The sequence below is a fragment of the Armatimonadota bacterium genome, assembly GCA_029907255.1.
Classification (GTDB): domain Bacteria; phylum Armatimonadota; class UBA5829; order DTJY01; family DTJY01; genus JAIMAU01.
In genome coordinates this window covers 67,738-84,287 of sequence record JARYMF010000004.1, presented here as the reverse complement: position 1 = coordinate 84,287, position 16,550 = coordinate 67,738, and the positions used below count along the sequence as shown (strand labels likewise).

At 47.8% G+C, this 16,550-nt stretch carries 16 protein-coding genes; 15 read left to right on the top strand and 1 reads right to left on the bottom strand.

Translation table 11 applies throughout. The features are described from left to right. Nucleotides 1-115 precede the first annotated feature (115 nt). Both QHH26_04370 and QHH26_04365 read left to right on the top strand, forming a co-directional pair. Complete coding sequence (locus tag QHH26_04370) at nt 116-382, top strand: BON domain-containing protein (protein ID MDH7481199.1); 267 nt, start codon at nt 116-118, stop codon at nt 380-382. Nucleotides 383-478: 96 nt separating this feature from the next. Beyond that, nucleotides 479-763 carry a TMEM165/GDT1 family protein gene (locus tag QHH26_04365; GenBank protein ID MDH7481198.1) on the top strand — a complete coding sequence of 95 codons (285 nt, stop codon included), beginning with the start codon at nt 479-481 and terminating at the stop codon, nt 761-763. Between the two features lie 87 nt (nt 764-850). Here QHH26_04365 and QHH26_04360 read toward each other — a convergent pair whose 3' ends face one another. Beyond that, complete coding sequence (locus QHH26_04360; protein ID MDH7481197.1) at nt 851-4,411, bottom strand: family 10 glycosylhydrolase; 3,561 nt, start codon at nt 4,409-4,411, stop codon at nt 851-853. Nucleotides 4,412-4,736: 325 nt separating this feature from the next. Here QHH26_04360 and QHH26_04355 point away from each other — a divergent pair, with 325 nt between their 5' ends. The 13 genes from QHH26_04355 to QHH26_04295 all read left to right on the top strand — a co-directional run bounded on the left by QHH26_04355 (nt 4,737) and on the right by QHH26_04295 (nt 16,480). After that, the gene (locus tag QHH26_04355; protein ID MDH7481196.1) at nt 4,737-6,242 is read left to right on the top strand and encodes a fucose isomerase; all 1,506 of its coding nucleotides are present in this window, start codon (nt 4,737-4,739) and stop codon (nt 6,240-6,242) included. A 14-nt stretch (nt 6,243-6,256) separates the two neighbouring features. Continuing rightward, complete coding sequence (locus QHH26_04350) at nt 6,257-7,522, top strand: MFS transporter (GenBank protein ID MDH7481195.1); 1,266 nt, start codon at nt 6,257-6,259, stop codon at nt 7,520-7,522. A 72-nt stretch (nt 7,523-7,594) separates the two neighbouring features. Then, nucleotides 7,595-8,374: a class I SAM-dependent methyltransferase gene (locus QHH26_04345; GenBank protein MDH7481194.1), complete on the top strand. Its 780-nt coding sequence runs from the start codon at nt 7,595-7,597 to the stop codon at nt 8,372-8,374. Nucleotides 8,375-8,487: 113 nt separating this feature from the next. Next, nucleotides 8,488-9,159 (top strand): YggS family pyridoxal phosphate-dependent enzyme, encoded by a 672-nt coding sequence (locus QHH26_04340; protein ID MDH7481193.1) that lies wholly within the window; start codon nt 8,488-8,490, stop codon nt 9,157-9,159. Nucleotides 9,160-9,268: 109 nt separating this feature from the next. Then, nucleotides 9,269-9,715: a cell division protein SepF gene (locus QHH26_04335; protein MDH7481192.1), complete on the top strand. Its 447-nt coding sequence runs from the start codon at nt 9,269-9,271 to the stop codon at nt 9,713-9,715. A gap of 17 nt (nt 9,716-9,732) precedes the next feature. Continuing rightward, on the top strand, nt 9,733-10,551 hold the full coding sequence (proC, locus tag QHH26_04330) for a pyrroline-5-carboxylate reductase (GenBank protein MDH7481191.1): 819 nt from the start codon (nt 9,733-9,735) through the stop codon (nt 10,549-10,551). Nucleotides 10,552-10,617: 66 nt separating this feature from the next. Beyond that, nucleotides 10,618-12,093 (top strand): type II CAAX endopeptidase family protein, encoded by a 1,476-nt coding sequence (locus QHH26_04325; GenBank protein MDH7481190.1) that lies wholly within the window; start codon nt 10,618-10,620, stop codon nt 12,091-12,093. Between the two features lie 8 nt (nt 12,094-12,101). Beyond that, nucleotides 12,102-12,485 (top strand): DUF2500 family protein, encoded by a 384-nt coding sequence (locus QHH26_04320; protein MDH7481189.1) that lies wholly within the window; start codon nt 12,102-12,104, stop codon nt 12,483-12,485. Continuing rightward, entirely contained in the window at nt 12,479-12,754 is a 276-nt protein-coding gene (locus QHH26_04315) for a DUF167 domain-containing protein (protein ID MDH7481188.1), read from the top strand. The genes QHH26_04320 and QHH26_04315 overlap by 7 nt, the downstream gene beginning before the upstream one ends. Before the next feature lie 55 nt (nt 12,755-12,809). Continuing rightward, nucleotides 12,810-13,721, top strand: a complete 912-nt coding sequence (locus tag QHH26_04310; protein MDH7481187.1) for a glycoside hydrolase family 130 protein — start codon at nt 12,810-12,812, stop codon at nt 13,719-13,721. A gap of 88 nt (nt 13,722-13,809) precedes the next feature. Beyond that, nucleotides 13,810-14,577 (top strand): FKBP-type peptidyl-prolyl cis-trans isomerase, encoded by a 768-nt coding sequence (locus QHH26_04305; protein MDH7481186.1) that lies wholly within the window; start codon nt 13,810-13,812, stop codon nt 14,575-14,577. Nucleotides 14,578-14,672: 95 nt separating this feature from the next. Next, nucleotides 14,673-15,602 (top strand): hypothetical protein, encoded by a 930-nt coding sequence (locus QHH26_04300; protein ID MDH7481185.1) that lies wholly within the window; start codon nt 14,673-14,675, stop codon nt 15,600-15,602. Next, nucleotides 15,599-16,480, top strand: coding sequence for a DUF362 domain-containing protein (locus QHH26_04295; GenBank protein MDH7481184.1), 882 nt, complete (start codon nt 15,599-15,601; stop codon nt 16,478-16,480). Before QHH26_04300 ends, QHH26_04295 begins: the two co-directional genes overlap by 4 nt. Nucleotides 16,481-16,550: the final 70 nt, after the last annotated feature.

Below are 16,550 nucleotides of genomic sequence, written 5' to 3'. Positions count from 1 at the left end.
GGGAATAAAAATTAGTACTAATGAATAAAGTGCAGGGTAACTCCACGCCAACAATCTGCTTTTAAGTTTCATGCGGCTTTAAGCATTTCTGAGGTCGGTAAGGGGGTAGAGCGTGATGGGTGTGCGTGAGGCGGCGCTGGAAGTTGCAGTCAGGTCTCGTCTGAGCGAGGACAAGCGGATAGGTGATCTGCCAATCAGTCCTTATGTTGTTGATAATGTTGTTTATTTGATTGGCAGGGTCAACACACTAGAACAGCGCGACATAGCGCTTTTTCTTGCTCGCGGCACTCCGGGCGTTCAGAAGGTTTATGTTGATGAATTAGAAGTTGGCGAGGTTGAGCGAGCACGAACAAAATCTAATAATTCACACCAAATCAGTTGACGGCTTGTTCCCCGGCGAAATATAATTACAAGTCTGTGCCATTGCTATTTAGCTAAGGCCAAAGTAAAAAATAATTGCTGGGGGTAAAACGAGCAGATGTCACATGAAATCGCAGGCAACATTGCGTTGAGGGCTTTTCTCTTGATACTAATCGCCGAGTTTGGTGACAAAACGCAATTAATGAGCATGGCTCTTGCAGCAAAAAGCGGCAAACCTTTCGTCGTGCTTTTTGGGGCTATTTCGGCGCTTGCAGTTGTGACGCTTGTTGGCGTGTTGGTTGGTGATGTGCTTACCAAAATAATTCCCATGAATCGCATACATCAATTTGCTGGTCTGCTTTTTATTGCTATTGGCGGATTAATGCTGTTTGGTAAAATCTAAAATCCCCCTTAATAAAAAGAAATGGCCGACCTCTGGTGAGTCGGCCATTATTTATTATTTTCTTTGAAGGCTTGAAGCTAGTGTTACTTAATGATAGATGGTTACGTCGGAGTCGCCTCTTGGGATTACGACCCGATACACAGTTCCTCCAACTACTTCGGTTGAGCTGATTCCAGTAACGACAACGTAATCGCCTTGTGCGGGGATTTTTGTGTTAAGTTTTTCCGAGTTTATCTTGACGCCGCCTGGAAGCGAGCCGTCGTCAATGTAGAAAAAGCCAGTTCCTGGCGGATTATTAACCTTGCCAGTTACAGTCACAAGCATTCCGATATTGTTTGTTCCAAAACCGCCGGTGACACCAGGCGTATATGGATTCAATTCCCCACCGCCCAAAGCTAGGTTAATTAGCAACAATGGCCCAGGAATGCTTGCAACCCCATTTGGAGTTATTGAGGCATTGGTAATGACTCGTTCTCCATTAATTAGGCTAATTATGCCTCCGATATCAACCTTTGTCCCTTGATCAGGGGCGGTACCGTTTACCCTTATTCCGCCATATTGAGGGATTTCCGGTGCGGCGAGCGGTTCCGCAATGTAGAAATAGCTGTCAAAGTCAGCGCTAACCACTTTTTGTGGGATGATTACGGCTCGCCCATTTGGAAGTGCCTTTGCATCAGAGATTTTCTCGACCACATCGGCTGCCATTATCCCATCGGATACTGAGACTGCGGACCAAGCATTTGCCGCGTTCCTTGCTTTAACGCCTATATAGTAGGTGACTCCTGAGGTAAGGTTAATACCAGTGGTAGTAACGGATGTACTTGTTCCTGCACTTGTCCAAGGCACTACGGAGCCAAGGTTGTCTGGCGAGGTGCCAACTGCATATTGATATTCCTCGATTCCGGATTCAGGGTCGCTGCCGCTCCACGTTGCGTTAAGTTGACCAGCGGCGTTTGTATATGCTCCGTCATCGGAGACAGCGCCCATTTCAGGTGCTGTTGCATCGTACTTGTATGGTCCGAGATCAAGTGTTCCGTTTGGTATTCCATCGCCGTTGCAGCTTTGGAGGTGTAAGTAGTATGAACCGCTATCCTCGCAAGATAGCTCTAAGGCGCCAGAGCTCCAGTGCTCTTCGCCGCCTGTCCATGTGTGTGTGGGCTGAGTATCCCAATGGATTCGGTAATATTGGCGAGTCCCTGGTCCGAAACTTTCTGTTGAGTTAAAAACGAAGGTTGTTGAAGAGTACCAAGTGTTCACAGATTTGTTACATGTTACGCTTCCAGATGACGGTGCAATAGGCAATGTGAACCTAGAAATTGGCGCACATTGGCCAGAGTCATTTGATTCAGCATCATAAGCTGAGACGGAGTATGTGTAAGATGTATTTGCTGCAAGGTTGGTGTCTGAAAAGCTTGTAGTCGTGCTTGTGCCTATGAGGCCGCCGTTACGATATATTTTGTAACCTGCTACGCCAACATTATCGGTCGAGGCGGTCCAGGTTAAATCAATTCGGCTAGTGGAAACAGCTTGTGCTGAGAGGTTTGTTGGCACTGATGGCGGCACTCTATCCTCGGCGAACTCAAGCTTGATTGCATCTGCGATTACGTTTAGGCTTGTCTCAACTCCGGCACTACTGAGTCTGACCCAGCCATTTGCTGTTCCAGTTGCGAATGGCACATTGGCTACGAGGAGTTGCCATTTCCCGCCAGAATTTGGGTCTTGCTGGTTGACTGATATGCTCATCGAACCCCCGCTCCACTGGATAAAGTATGGGGCATGGGTAGTTCTGTTGGCACCGTCAACCCACCAAGCGTAAACGTTGTACCTGCCGGCTGTGATTACGTTTGGGTACCAAGTGCATTTCCTACTTTGGTCGTAGCCCGAGCAGTAATGATAGCTTGCACCATATCTCTCGGTAGAAGAAGTGCTCCTAATCCAACTTCCTACGAATACTACTCCTGTGGTGTCATCGTTATCTTTGATTATGTCTGCCGGAATGTCATAGCCTATTGTTGTAAATGTTTGCGGGGTTGAGACAGCAGTGGAGCCGCTTCCATCTTTGGATATTACTCGGTAATAATACTGAGTATTCGGCGCGAGGCCAACCAATTGGACTGAGTGGCTGGTCACTAGCTTTGTGTTTTCTGGCGTTATATAACCATATGAAGGCGTCGGGCCATACTCGACTTGGGTGGTTGCATTTTCGTCTGTGTTCCAGACAATAATGGCATTAGTAGCCTGAATATTTGTCGCCTGGATGTTGCTCAGGACGGGCGGCACACCATCAGGGGCGAGAGAGAAATTCCTGGTGGTGACTGCCCCGGCGGTAATAGTTACACCAGTGGCACTTTGACTTACGTAACCATCAGCTGAGCATGTAACTGTGTAAGTGCCAGGGCTTACATCAAGAATGCCGTAGAAGCCTGTTCCGTCTGAAGTGGTCGAAAGACCGGCACCCGAGATAGAGACGGTCGCCTTGTATAATACAGTGCCGTTTGATGAGTCGGTAACTGTTCCCTTGAGTATCCCGTATGTTGGGTTGGTCTTCCATGTCATTGGGGTTGGTTCGACCCAGGTGGGGAATGCGCCGGTGCTGGGGTCTGTTAGGACTGACTGTAGCGTAGTTCCAACAGCGCAGTTGTAGCTGTACAAACTTAATCCGAGAAGACCTGTTGACCTGCCGTCCTTGAGTTGGTAGTTGGTATTGCTAACCGTATTGCTGCATGTATCTTGGGCAACGTACATGTGCCTGCCATAGGCATGGAGAAGATTATCCTGATTATTCGAACGCCAGACAGCATTGTCTGTTGTGTAATTCATTGGGCACATGTAGTCGGCATAGTGGCCTGCCATCCATGCGTCCCAATCTTGGAGGTAATCTCGGCTACCGGTCAGCGAAGTCTTCCACACTGCGGCACCAACTTTTAGCTGTGGCTTGATTGCCATGGCGTTGCAGTAGAATTTCTTGACAAATGCGCTGATTTGTGCCCGCCGCCAATTGCTCCAGTCATCGTTTCCAGCGTTTGGTTTTCCTGTGGTTCCAAACTCTTTATTGAAGCGCTCTACCGCTATTGGGTTATAGCCCCAGTCTGTGCCGGGATAGCGGATGCGGTCGAAGGTGATGCCGTCTATGTCGTAGTTTTGAACTACCTCCAAATAGGCATTTACTAGCCAGTCCTGGACTGCAGGGACGCCCGGGTCGAGATAGCTCGAGGTACCGGAGAGTTTAACCCCTGTGCTAGTCTCGCTAAGCCATTCGGGGTGGAGATTGTAGACATGGTTAGGTTGAGGCGGCGGCACTGTTTGCGTCCATATGCGGTAGACGCAATACCAAGCATGTACTTCTATATTTTGTGCATGGGCTTTATTGATGATATCCGCTAGGGCATCGTAGGATGGATTAGCGTCAGCTGCCCATGGAAAATAGCTTGAGGGATGATATGCATCACCAGCTTTTTCCATTTCGACAATAACGGCATTACAATTGCACGCCTTGGCGTAGTTGACCATGGCAGTGGTCTGTTCGGGGGTTTTGAAACCGGCATGCCAGGCGTCAACCCAGAAGGCTCGAAATTCGGCCGCATTTCCGCAAATTGCCGATATTAAAAACAGAAATATGGCAATTAAAGAAGGCAGGCTTTTTTTCACTGCGTAATCTCCTTTCAAAAACTGTTTTATGTAAAAGCGCTTGCTATAATGTTCTCCGAATCCTTTGGGGATGCTTAAAATGTTGATATGCTTTGAGAGTTCGAGTTATCCCTTTATGTTGTTTAATAATTATCCCTTTGGGAGGGTAAAATGTCAACGCTTAAGGCGCAAAACAGGTAAAGATACTAGTAATGTAAAGCTACAAAAGATAGTCTTTATTTTGTGCTTTTTTAATCTTTGCATTTGACGAACGACCTCGCCTTTGTTATGATTGAAGCTTAGAGTAAGTGCTTGAGTAGTATGCAATTGCAATCGAGGGAGGCATATGTTTGGAAAAACCATCAAAGTTGGTGTCATATCGTTCACCGATCCTAGGGCTACAAGTTTTGTAGAGAGACGCGAGCAATACATACGTGAAAAGCATGCCGAGGTAGTACAAGCCCTCAAAGCTGCTGGGATTTCGGCAATAGACCCAATGCAAAGTCTGCGGTCGCCTGATTCACCCATCTTTGGCGTTTCGACTAGCGAAGATGTGCGCCACTGCATTCGTGAAATTAGGGCTGCCGAAGCCGATGCTGTCATACTTGGTTGTTGGCACTGGACTGAGCCAATGCTTGCGCTTGCAACTGTTCGAGAGCTAAACCTACCTACTCTTCTTTACACCGAGGACGATCCTACATGGGCAGGGACGGTATGCATGGGTGCGGTTGGTGCATCGCTTTGGGAATCACCTGTAAACTCACACGCACTCACGCATTCAAGGCTTCAGGGCGACTTGCCTGGAATTGTACGCTGGGCAAAGGGGGTCGGCGCAACTGAGCAACTCAAGCGTAAATCATTAATCCTCTGGGGCGGCACCTACTGCCTGCGAATGGAGCATTTGCAGGATGATATTCCTCGATTGAAGAGCCTCTTGATTGGCGATATCATTTCCGAGGACCAGTATATTTTAATTAAGCGTGCTGATGACATTCTCGAGAATCAACCAGGAAGAATAGATGCTTTCATTAATTGGTTAAAACAAGGTTCAGCAAGCATTACCTACGGCGACACCATGTTAACGCCAGAATCGTTCCGCCGGCAGGTTGCCCTTTATCTTGCCTCCCGCGATCGCTTGTCAGAGTTTCCTGCCGAGGAGATTGCTGGTGTCTCGGTGAAATGCCAACCCGAACTTAGCGTGGATTATGGTGTAACGGCGTGCCTTCTGCCTTCGTTCCTCCCATTTTCAGCAGACAGCGAGGGCGAGCGTCCTGCGATTGCAACTGTTTGCGAAGGTGACATCAAAGGACTTCTGAGCTGTGCGCTCCTTCAGGCAATTCAGCCCGAAATACCGCCTTTGTTCGGAGATTTGAAGTACGTTGCAAAGGACTATGTGCTAATATCAAACTGCGGAGGCTCTTCGGTTTACTACGCCGCAAACTCTCTTGATCCTGCTAAGGTTCTTCCCAATTTGCGATTTGCCTCTCAATGCCAGGGCGAATCTGGAGGTGCGGTAGGTTATAATGGGCAGCCTGATGTGATGACTGTCTGCCGGCTATGTCGGATTGACGGCGAGTATTACATGCAAATGGGCGTTGGAAGGTCATTGGAGATAACACCTCAAATTACCAAAAATATACTTTGGGGTCAAACATGGCCTCATATTGCAATTGATCTTGGGGTTGACCCCGCTAGGCTTATGGCTGTTGTTGGGTCGAACCACTTAAGCGCGACATCAGGTGACTTCGCGCTCGAAGTCACATATGCTTGCCGGGAGCTTGGCATACCCATCATCCGGTTGGATTCTGATGATGACTTGCGAAGTGCCTGGTATAACATCGCCGGTGGCTAGGAGGTCACTTACGGTTGTCCCTGAAAACGCAGGGATTTATTCAGCTATTTAGAATCAGGAACTTCACTCTTCTTTGGGTGGCACAGCTGATTTCGGTAATCGGAGATTGGGTCCTCACTGCCGCACTTCTTGTTTTCGTCTACAAGCTGACGGGGGAGAAAGTAACAGTTGGCAAGATGATCATCTTCGAAGCGCTCCCCGTTCTTCTGTTCGGCTATCCTGCAGGGATGATTGCCGATTGCTTGAACCGCCGCAGAGTTATGATTTTCTCTGATTTGGCAAGGGCTGGGCTGGTATTACTTCTTCTTTTCGTTCGCACTGCCGAATCAATATGGATTGTATATTTTGTGGCATTCTTTTGTGGGCTTTTCAGTTTGTTCTTCCGTCCCGCAAGAACCGCTTCAATCCCTAATATTGTGCCCAAAGAGTTGTTGATGACAGCCAACTCTGCGGCGACTTTCAATGAAACCGTAGGAATGCTAATTGGCCCTGTGATTGGTGGTGCGCTCGGTTATTCGTTTATACGGACGGCATGCATCCTTGATTCGGCAACATTTTTATTTTCGGCGATTGCATTGATGTTCACTGTCATTCCTCAAGGCAAAAGCTCAATGCCAAGGCGTCTTAGCGAATTGGGAAGAGAATCGGTAGATGGTATTGGCTTTGTTATCAGAAGCCGCACACTTCGGTCTTTGTTGCTTATCCTTGGGCTCATGGCGGTGGCAGTGGGCGCGTATAATGTCCTAGAAGTAATCTTTGCCATGGATGACCTGAAGCTTTCCGGCGGTGAATTCGGAATGCTTTTGTCAGCTGCAGCAATGGGCATGTTCGTAGGGTCGTTGATAGCTGGGAGTATTTCTCGAAGGTTCAGCCCTGCCATTTTCCTTTCGACGGGCGTATTTGGTGTTGGTCTCACAATGATATGGTTCTCCCAGACTCATATCATCCATACGGCTCTTATGGCTCTTTTCATGATGGGAGTATGCAATGCGGCTGCGATTATTGGATGTTCGACCCTCTTCCAGCTTTGCACACCAAATCGACTCCAAGCACGCGCTATTGCCATGTTTTGGACGCTTTATTCAGCGATTAATTTGACTGCCACCTATGTTTCGACCGTGGCGGCTGATTTTTATTCGGTTCGCGGGGTTCTTATGCTTTGTGGTATTCTTGCTAGCCTTGGCGGAATCTTAAGCGTTGCTATTATCCCTCGAGAAGATTTGGCGTACGAGTCCAGTGTGCCGGAATCGTGCAAGGTGCTTGCTGAAGAGCGAATGTAGCCATCTTCACGAACAATTGATACCTAACCCTCTGCAGTTCCACTGTACATTACTTTGTGGTACACTAGCGCTATGAGCTCGCATGAACATCTCGGTCCTAATGAGCAGATTTCCAAGCAGTTTGATGAGATTGCGGTCTTCTATGATACGCTCATGGCTGGTGTGCCCTATACAACTTGGGTTGAATATATCCAGCGCATCGTAAAAAAGTTTTGCCGTAGGCCCAAATGGGTGCTCGACCTATGCTGTGGGACGGGGAGTGTGAGCATTCTCCTTGCAAAAAAGGGCTATCACGTTGTCGGGGTAGATATCTCGCCTGGAATGATAGCAATTGCTCGCGAGAAAGCTCGGATGGAGCACGTTTCCTTGGATTTCTACGTTCAGGACGTCTGCCGTTTGTCATTAGAAAGGCAGTTTGACTTGGTAATCTCGCTTTTTGATAGTCTGAATTATATTCTGAATCCCGATGATCTTCTCGAAGCATTTCACAGGACAGCCGAACACATGGCGAAGGATAGCCTTTTGATTTTCGACCTTAACACACAGCTTGCTTTAGAGGCGGGGTTCTTCGACCAAGATAATATCGGAAGTGGCTCGCCAGTCGAATATTTTTGGCGAAGTTCGTATGATGAGTCATCGCGAATTTGTACAATTCGCATGTCATTTGATTACAAAACCGCTGAGGGTCCTCGCCATATTGAGCTCAATCACTACCAGCGTGCGTATACTCAAAATGAAATTGTTTCGATGCTAGCCCAATCAGGTCTTACGGTATTGGCTACATATCATGGATACACCTTTAGAGAGGCAACAGGAGCCAGCGATCGGGTTTTCTATGTAGCAGCAAAGTAGTTGTTTTAGCATTTTTACTTGTTCATTGTTGTGCCTATCCTTTTGTGTTATAATTACCAAAAAGCTCCTAGCAGAAGGTATGTGGTATACCGATTGCGAAAGTAAGCCGAACCATGTCCATAGCAGATAACTTAAGGCGGGTCAAGGATAGGATTTCAGCCGCCGCAGAGCGGGTCGGCCGCTCTGCCGAAGATATTGTTCTCGTTGCAGTGACAAAAACCGTCGGCATAGACAGGATTGAGGAGGCCCTTGCCGCAGGTGTAACTGACATTGGCGAGAATTACGTTCAAGATGCGCTGGCGAAGTTCGAGGCGATAGGCTTGCGGGCACGGTGGCACATGATTGGGCATCTCCAAACGAACAAAGTCCGTATTGCTGTTGGGATATTTGATCTTATTCAGACGGTGGATAGCGTAAAGCTGGCTAGGGAGATTGGAAAGCGGTCGGTAGCGATTGGAAAGACCTCGGATGTTTTAATCGAGGTCAACATCTCGGGCGAAGAGTCTAAGTTTGGCGTGGCACCGGACCAAGCGCTAGACTTGGTGGAAGAGGTTTTGGGGATTGAAGGAGTCAGGCTTCAGGGTTTAATGGGAATTGCGCCGTTTGTTGATAATCAAGCCGTCATTAGAAGGTCATTTGCCAAACTAAAAAAGCTTTGGGATGAGCTACCAATAGACCACCGTGTTTGGCTATCAATGGGAATGACATCCGATTTTGAGATAGCTATCGAGGAAGGATCAAACATGGTTCGAATTGGAACGGCGATTTTTGGGCCACGGGTTTAATGGATTTATTCTTTGCTTTGATTGCCAACTAAATTTCTTTCTTAGCATGAGAGGCTAAAATTTTTTAATTCCCAAGTAGGCGTAAGAAGAGGAATAAGGAGGGCGTAAGATGAATAGTGATATGTCCACAGATGGGAACGAGCATAGAGGTTTCTGGTCGAGGATAAAGCGGGGAATCGGCATCTCGGAGATTGACGAAGAGGAGTTCCCTGAGGAGGTCGTCGGTGCAGATGACCCGCGGGGCAGGCCGTTAACTCTGCGATTACATTCTGCGAGGGTGAGCCACGTGTCGGTAAGGCAGCCTACTTCTTTCGAGGATGCAAGGCTAGCGGCAGACGGATTAAAAGAGGGCCGGCAACAGATAATAAACCTGGAAAAGTCGGATCAAGAGATGTCTGAGCGCATCATTGACTTTCTGAACGGCGTGACTTATGCCCTCAACGGCTTCGTCGAGAAGGTTGGCGAGCGCGTTTACCTATTTGCGCCTAGCAATGTGGTTATTGATGTGCCGGACGATTTGCACAAGGCATCTCCTGGAGTGTTTGAAACGACCTAGCGAGGAGAGCATCCATAGTGCTTGGAAATAAAAAGATAGGTTTTATCGGTGCCGGCATGATGGCAGAGGCAATTGCACGAGGTCTTTTAAGTGCCGGGGTGAGCGCCGAAGCCATCATTGCATCTGATCCTGATGAAAAGCGGCGAGAGGTATTCAGCGCGCAGCTGGGAGTGAAGGCTACTGACGATAACAAGTCGGTCGCTAGATGGGCTGATATTCTAATCCTGGCAGTGAAGCCATTCGTCATGTCGGAGGTCCTTGGGGAGATTGGTAGTGAGATTAAAACGGACCAGCTTGTTATTTCTATCGCCGCTGGAATCACCACCGAGAGCATTCAAAATAAGTTAGGAGAAGACGTTCCTGTTATCCGCGTTATGCCGAACACTCCAGCGTTGATTGGGAAAGGCGCTAGCGCACTTGCTCCCGGTAAATCTGCCACGCCATCCCACATGGAAATTGCGCTCCAAATATTTGGTGCGGTGGGAAAGGCGGTTCAGGTAACTGAAGACAAGATGGATGCCGTTACTGGGTTGAGCGGCAGTGGCCCTGCATACGTATATATGTTCATCGAAGCATTGGCCGATGGTGGCGTACGGATGGGATTGCCAAGGCAGACAGCCGTTATGCTGGCAGCTCAGACGGTGGCTGGAGCAGCAGAAATGGTTCTCCAGACGGGAACTCATACAGCCGAGCTTCGCGATAGGGTGACGACGCCCGGCGGCACAACAATAGCTGGTATTGCAGCTCTTGAGAAAGCAGGGTTCCGCTCGGCGGCAATCGAGGCAGTGACGGCCGCTACATTGCGCTCTACAGAGTTGGGCAAACCAAACAAATAAAAGGGCCAAAATATCCTTGCTCAAAGAGTTGGGCGTAGGAAGATGCCTATTTCTTCAGGATGTCCTGTGAACGATTCTGTTTTCTCCAACAATTCCCCTAGATATCCCGAGAAGCGATTTATCAGCTTGTTAGTGACTCTCGGTTTGCTGATAGTGCTTATTGGCTATCTCCAGAGGCTTGATGCGCTATCGTCGAGGGGCGATTCTTTTTCCCCGCTTGCTTTTCAGACAGACATGATGGTAAAGATTTCCTATGCTTACGAACGCTTGGCAGAATTTAAAAGAGACGAATCAACGGTTGATGCCGCGGACTTTTTAAAGAGAAGGGCCATTAAGGCGTACCAAGAGGTGGTCCAAGAGACGCCCATTCCTCGCTACGTCCGCCGATACATTATTCTCAAACATGATATAAACCCTCTGGGCATTGAAAAGGCAATTCAGCTTCTTGAGGAAACGGCTGCGCGGCCAGAATACAGCAAGCACAGGCAGAAGCAGTTGCTTATTGAGGCGGATATGTGGCGCTCGATTTACCTAAAGCCCGGCGTGCCAAGGCCTGACGTTCCAATATTCGAGCATAGGATAAACAATCTTCATCTAGGCTGGTATGCGCATCTTGCTTTAAGAGACCTCTACCGACAGGCAGGGCTTGATGAGCAGGCTAAACAACAGCAAATGGCGGCGCTGAATTCTGCTGGGGTTAATGCTGTCATTTTATCTGGGATTTTTCTATGCGCACTAGCTGTTCTTTTTGCAGGGTTAGTGCTCTTGATAGCCTATATTGACTTGAAAATTCACCCAAAAGCCCTGCGAACCTCGGTTCCCATTGAAATTCAGGCTGACCCTAGTGTAATAGCAGGATACTTGCTTGAAGTTTTCATTACATATCTCATAGTGCTTCTGGCATCACAGCTCATCGGGGGTGTCTTGCTTGGAACAGCAAATTTTGTTTCGGAGGAACTTAACCCTACTTTCGCAATTGCAGTAACAGCTGGGACTTACGTTTTCGGTGGACTTGTGGCGCTTGCGTATCTCTCCTTCCGGCTTAATCTTGCGGGTTGGTCGTGGAAAAGCCTTGGGTTAAAGGTTGACAATTTTGGTCGCAATGTGCTTTTTGGAATTGGTGGGTATTGTGCGGCTCTTCCACTTGTTCTCGCGGCGGGGTATATTTCGCAGTTGATGGAGAGGTATATCCGTTCGCCTGAGAATCCGGTCTTGCCGCTCTGCCTTCAGGCTGATACAATCATTGCCAAGATGCTCTTATTCCTATTGGTTGCAGTTGCCGCGCCGTTCTTCGAAGAGCTGTTCTTTCGCGGTGTGCTTTTTACTGGATTGCGTGCCCGATGGGGTGTAAATGTAGCTGTCGTCGTTTCAGCTATTATTTTTGCAAGCATTCATCCGTTTCCGATTCACTTCCTGCCGGTTTTTGTGTTAGGAACGGCATTTGCAATCTTGACGTATGAGCGAGGCTCACTTATTTCATCTATGGTTGCGCATGCACTTCAAAACAGCGCAGTATTTCTGTTGCTGGTACTGGTGAACTAGCAGGAAAAATGAAGCTATTTATAATAGGGATTCTTATTGCGCTATATGTTGTAATCTTATGGGTGCTCGTGTTTTTTGCATTGCGTCGGGGATATCGCGAATGGCGTGAAGGCCGCTCAACTCGCTTTCGCCGTGTTCCTGCGTGCGTAATGGATAAGCGCAGGGCATCTGAATATTCAGACGCAGTAGGTCAGCCGATATCACGATATTTTATTACTTTCAAATACGAAGGCGAGCAAAGGGAATTCGAGGTTTCAGAGGAAATATACACCTCAACTCGGATTGGTGGCGAAGGCGTGCTAATCCTCAAGTCCGAGAATTATCAGACTTTCGAGCCGAAGTCCCCTGGCGATGAAACAGACGAGGTGTATCGACGGATGGTTAAATGGTAAGGGATATGGAGAAGACTCTTCTTAAAGTTCGCGTTAATCCAAGAAGCTCACGAAACCAGATTATGGGATGGAAGGATGATGTCCTTCTTGTAAAGGTAACCGCCCCGCCAGTAGAAGGAACTGCGAATAAAGCATGTATAGAGTTACTTGCCGACCGGCTTGGCATAAAGAAGTCGCAAATTTCCCTTACCGCAGGCGCCACTAGTCGCGAAAAGACCTTCGAGATCTTGGGGCTTTCTATTTCGGAGGTTAAGCAGCGCTTAAAGTAGTTGTCAGATTTCCAGCCAAAGGGTTTTTTAGAAGTTTAATTAAAAGGAGCTAGACATGACAGAAATCATAAGGCGATATCCAGGCAATCCAATCATTACGCCGGCGATGATTCCTGGCGCGAATGCCGTATTCAACAGCGCAGTACACAAGTTTGGAGACCGATATGTTGCTGTGCTTCGAGTTGAGAGTAGGCAGGGTTATCAGACCATGCGTCTTGCATGGAGTGATGATGGCATTCACTTTGATATAGAGCCTGAGCCGATTCTCGTGCCGACGGAGGAGCTGTTTCTTACCTATGAGGAAGCGATATATGATCCTCGAATCACAAAGATTGATGACACATACTATATTTGCTATGCTGCCGAAAACCGCTATGGCTGCCAAGTTTCCGTAAGCAAGACGAAGGATTTTCGAACATTCGAGAAAGTTGCGATTGCATCCGAGCCCACGAACCGAAACATGGTGCTTTTCCCAGAGAAAATTAATGGGCTATATGTGCGTTTGGATAGACCTTTCCAGCCTGGGGGTCAAGGGCACATATGGATATCTTATTCGCCCGATTTAGTCTACTGGGGAAGGCCGCAGTGCATAATGGAAAGCCGTCGTTTTGCTTGGGACCAAGGGAAAATTGGGCCGGGGGCGCCGCCGATAAAAACTAACGAAGGCTGGTTGGTTATTTACCACGGCACGGCTCCTCGTTGCAATGGTTTAATCTACAGGGCAGGCGTGGCGCTTCTTGATCTCGAAGAGCCCTCAAAAGTTATCGCAAGAGCAAAGGAATACTTAATGGCACCCACGGAGCTTTATGAACGAGTGGGGGATGTGCCAAATGTTGTGTTTGTAACATCGGCTGTTCCAGATTACGAAAAGGATGAAGTGCGTCTTTATTATGGCGCTGCTGATACGGTTTTTTGCATGGCGGTGGCAAAAATTAGAGATTTGATAGAGTTCGCTCGCACTAAGTAGATATGCTTGCCTTAGATACCAATTGGTGTTATCATTTCCATGAATTCAAATGCTCATAATTGACGGTTTGTGGAAAGGAAGGCGCTTGATGAAGCTGGCAGTATTTCTTACCTTAGCAGCAGCGGTGGGGGCAATAACAGTGGGCTGCGGTGGTTCTGGTACTGGGGGTTTTGTAACGACGTCATCCGGCATCCAGTACTGCGACGTGCGAGTTGGCAAGGGGATGCCTCCACTCAAGGGTGAGGTGTGTGTTTTTCATTACGCTGGGTGGCTCCAAAATGGGGTCAAGTTCGACAGCTCCTATGACAGAAATGAGCCGTTTGAGTTTACGCTTGGAGGCGGCGAGGTAATTCAGGGATGGGAGGAGCTGGCAAGCACAATGCGTGTTGGGGGCAAGCGCAGGGCTTATATCCCACCAGAGCTAGCATATGGTTCGAGGGGCAATCCACCTTTGATACCTGGTAATGCAACTCTGTATTTTGAGATGGAACTGCTTGAGATACGCACACCAAATGAAGTAACGACTGAGTCGGGCCTTAAATATGCTAATCTTTATGTGGGCGATGGAAACCTCGTGCAAAACGGTAGTAATGTTTTGATACATTATTCCCTTTGGCTCTCGGACGGCACCAAGTTGGAAAGCACTTATGATACCGATTCGCCAATTTCATTCGTCATTGGAAATGGAGAGGTTATAAAGGGATTGGAAGAAGGCCTAATCGGAATGCGCTCTGGTGGTAGACGTAAACTTACAATTCCTCCTAGCTTAGCTTATGGAGAGCAAGGCAATCCTCAAAAAAATATTCCACCGAATGCTACTCTAATTTATGAGGTGGAAGTATTGGGTGTACATTAATTATTTCCGGGTGCTAAGCCTGAGTGCTTTGCACTCAATTTAAAGTGTTATTCATAAGCTTTTTGATAAAGGCATCGGGGATTGGTGATCCTTTGTTGCGCAAAATAACCTCGGCATCGTATTGCAAAATACTCGCAATATTTACATCAATAATCCTCTTCGTAATCCTGGCTGGAGTTGTGAGGGGAGATGAACCATCGGTGGATAACCTCATTCCGAACGAGATTAATGGGTGGAAAGCTGAGACACCTGATGGAATATACGACCGTAAGACGCTTTTTGACTACATAGATGGTGGAGCGGAAGTATACCTTGCGTATGGCTTCCAAAAAATGCTTGCCAGGCGCTTTGTGAAGGAGAATGAGCCGTCGATTACCCTTGATATTTTCGACATGGGCTCGCCGGAAGATGCATTTGGGGTATATAGCTTTGAACAGGATGGTAAAAGCGTTGGAATTGGGAACGATTCGGAATATGCTGCAGGCCTTCTTCGCTTCTGGAAAGGAAAGTATTTTGTTAGCATCCTGGCAGATAAGGAGTCTCCTGATGCAAGAAAAGCCGTTATGGCGCTTGGTAGAATAGTTGCATCGAATATTCAGCCCGCTGGGTCCAAACCTGAGGTTGTTTCGCTTTTGCCACCATTGAATCTTATCAAAACTAGCATTCGCTATTTCCATAAGAAATCTGGATTGGATTATCACTACTTCCTTGCTGACAAGAACATCCTCAATTTAGATGAACACACTAATGTTGTTCTCGCAGAATATGCGGAGAAGAAAGGAAAGTCAAAGCTTCTTGTTGTTCGGTATCCGGATGAGGATGGTTCCGTTGCAGCCTATAGAAGCTTTGTTAAGGCATACATGCCCGAAGCACAGAATACCGGAATATTAAAAACTGAGGATGGCAAATGGGTGGCGGTCAAGCGGTGCGGTCAATATCTGTTGGCCGTATTCGAAGCCCCGACGCGTGAGAGGGCATCGGAACTTATGGCGGCAGTTAAAATGCGATGGGAGAGAGTCAAATGACCGAAAACATGAGAGTCATTACCCGACGCGATTTCATTCGGGGGGTGGCGACAGCTGCTTTTGCTGCGGCTGTTGGTTTCCCGATTGAGGCACAATCCGCGGAGAAGCGTGCAAGAGTTGTGCTAATCCGAGATGCTGGCGTGCTTGATAGTGAAGGCAAGATAAATATCTCGGTTTTTGGTCGAATGCTTGACCAGGCAGTTGCAAAACTTCTTGGCAAACCTGATGCTGCATCTGCATGGAAATCAATTGTCAAGCCAAGCGACTTCGTTGGAATCAAGACGAACGTGTGGAATCGGTTCCCAACCCCGCCTGAAGTGAACGAAATTCTTATGAAGCGCGTTATTGCCGCCGGTGTTTCGGAAGATAGGGTGTTTTGTGATGATAGGGGGTCACGCGACAAATTTGAGCAGGCAACTGCTCTTATTAACGTCCGTCCAGCCCGCGCCCATACGATGGCGGGTATGGGCGGATGCATCAAGAATTACATAATTTTGAGCGGCAACCCAGCGTCATATCACGAGGACGCATGCGCAGATCTTGCCAAGGTTTGGAATCTTCCCATAGTTAAAGGCAAGACGCGTTTAAACATCCTTCTTCTTCTAAATCCTCTCTTCTATTGCAAAGGTCCTCAGGCGTACGATCCGAGATATGTTTGGCCATATAAAGGGCTTGCAGTTTCACTTGACCCTGTGGCGGTTGACAGTGTTGCCGCACATATTCTGCGCGCAAAAAGGATTGCCTTCTTTGGCGAAGATAAGCCGATAACGCCTACCAAGCACATTGCCATTGCCGACGAGCGCTATAATCTCGGAGTAGCCGACCTCAACCGCATTGAACTTATTAGGTTGGGCTGGAGGAAGGATGCGCTGATTTAGAGTCTCGTATACTCAAAAGTTACTTTGGTTTCCATAGTCCTTAGAATTATTGGCTGCAATCGAAAGGCAG

Coding starts and splice junctions, on each gene's coding strand:
- QHH26_04370 (MDH7481199.1), top strand. CDS start 116: ATGGGTGTGCGTGAGGCGGCGCTGGAAGTTGCAGTCAGGTCTCGTCTG.
- QHH26_04365 (MDH7481198.1), top strand. CDS start 479: ATGTCACATGAAATCGCAGGCAACATTGCGTTGAGGGCTTTTCTCTTG.
- QHH26_04355 (MDH7481196.1), top strand. CDS start 4,737: ATGTTTGGAAAAACCATCAAAGTTGGTGTCATATCGTTCACCGATCCT.
- QHH26_04345 (MDH7481194.1), top strand. CDS start 7,595: ATGAGCTCGCATGAACATCTCGGTCCTAATGAGCAGATTTCCAAGCAG.
- QHH26_04340 (MDH7481193.1), top strand. CDS start 8,488: ATGTCCATAGCAGATAACTTAAGGCGGGTCAAGGATAGGATTTCAGCC.
- QHH26_04335 (MDH7481192.1), top strand. CDS start 9,269: ATGAATAGTGATATGTCCACAGATGGGAACGAGCATAGAGGTTTCTGG.
- QHH26_04320 (MDH7481189.1), top strand. CDS start 12,102: ATGAAGCTATTTATAATAGGGATTCTTATTGCGCTATATGTTGTAATC.
- QHH26_04315 (MDH7481188.1), top strand. CDS start 12,479: ATGGTAAGGGATATGGAGAAGACTCTTCTTAAAGTTCGCGTTAATCCA.
- QHH26_04310 (MDH7481187.1), top strand. CDS start 12,810: ATGACAGAAATCATAAGGCGATATCCAGGCAATCCAATCATTACGCCG.
- QHH26_04305 (MDH7481186.1), top strand. CDS start 13,810: ATGAAGCTGGCAGTATTTCTTACCTTAGCAGCAGCGGTGGGGGCAATA.
- QHH26_04295 (MDH7481184.1), top strand. CDS start 15,599: ATGACCGAAAACATGAGAGTCATTACCCGACGCGATTTCATTCGGGGG.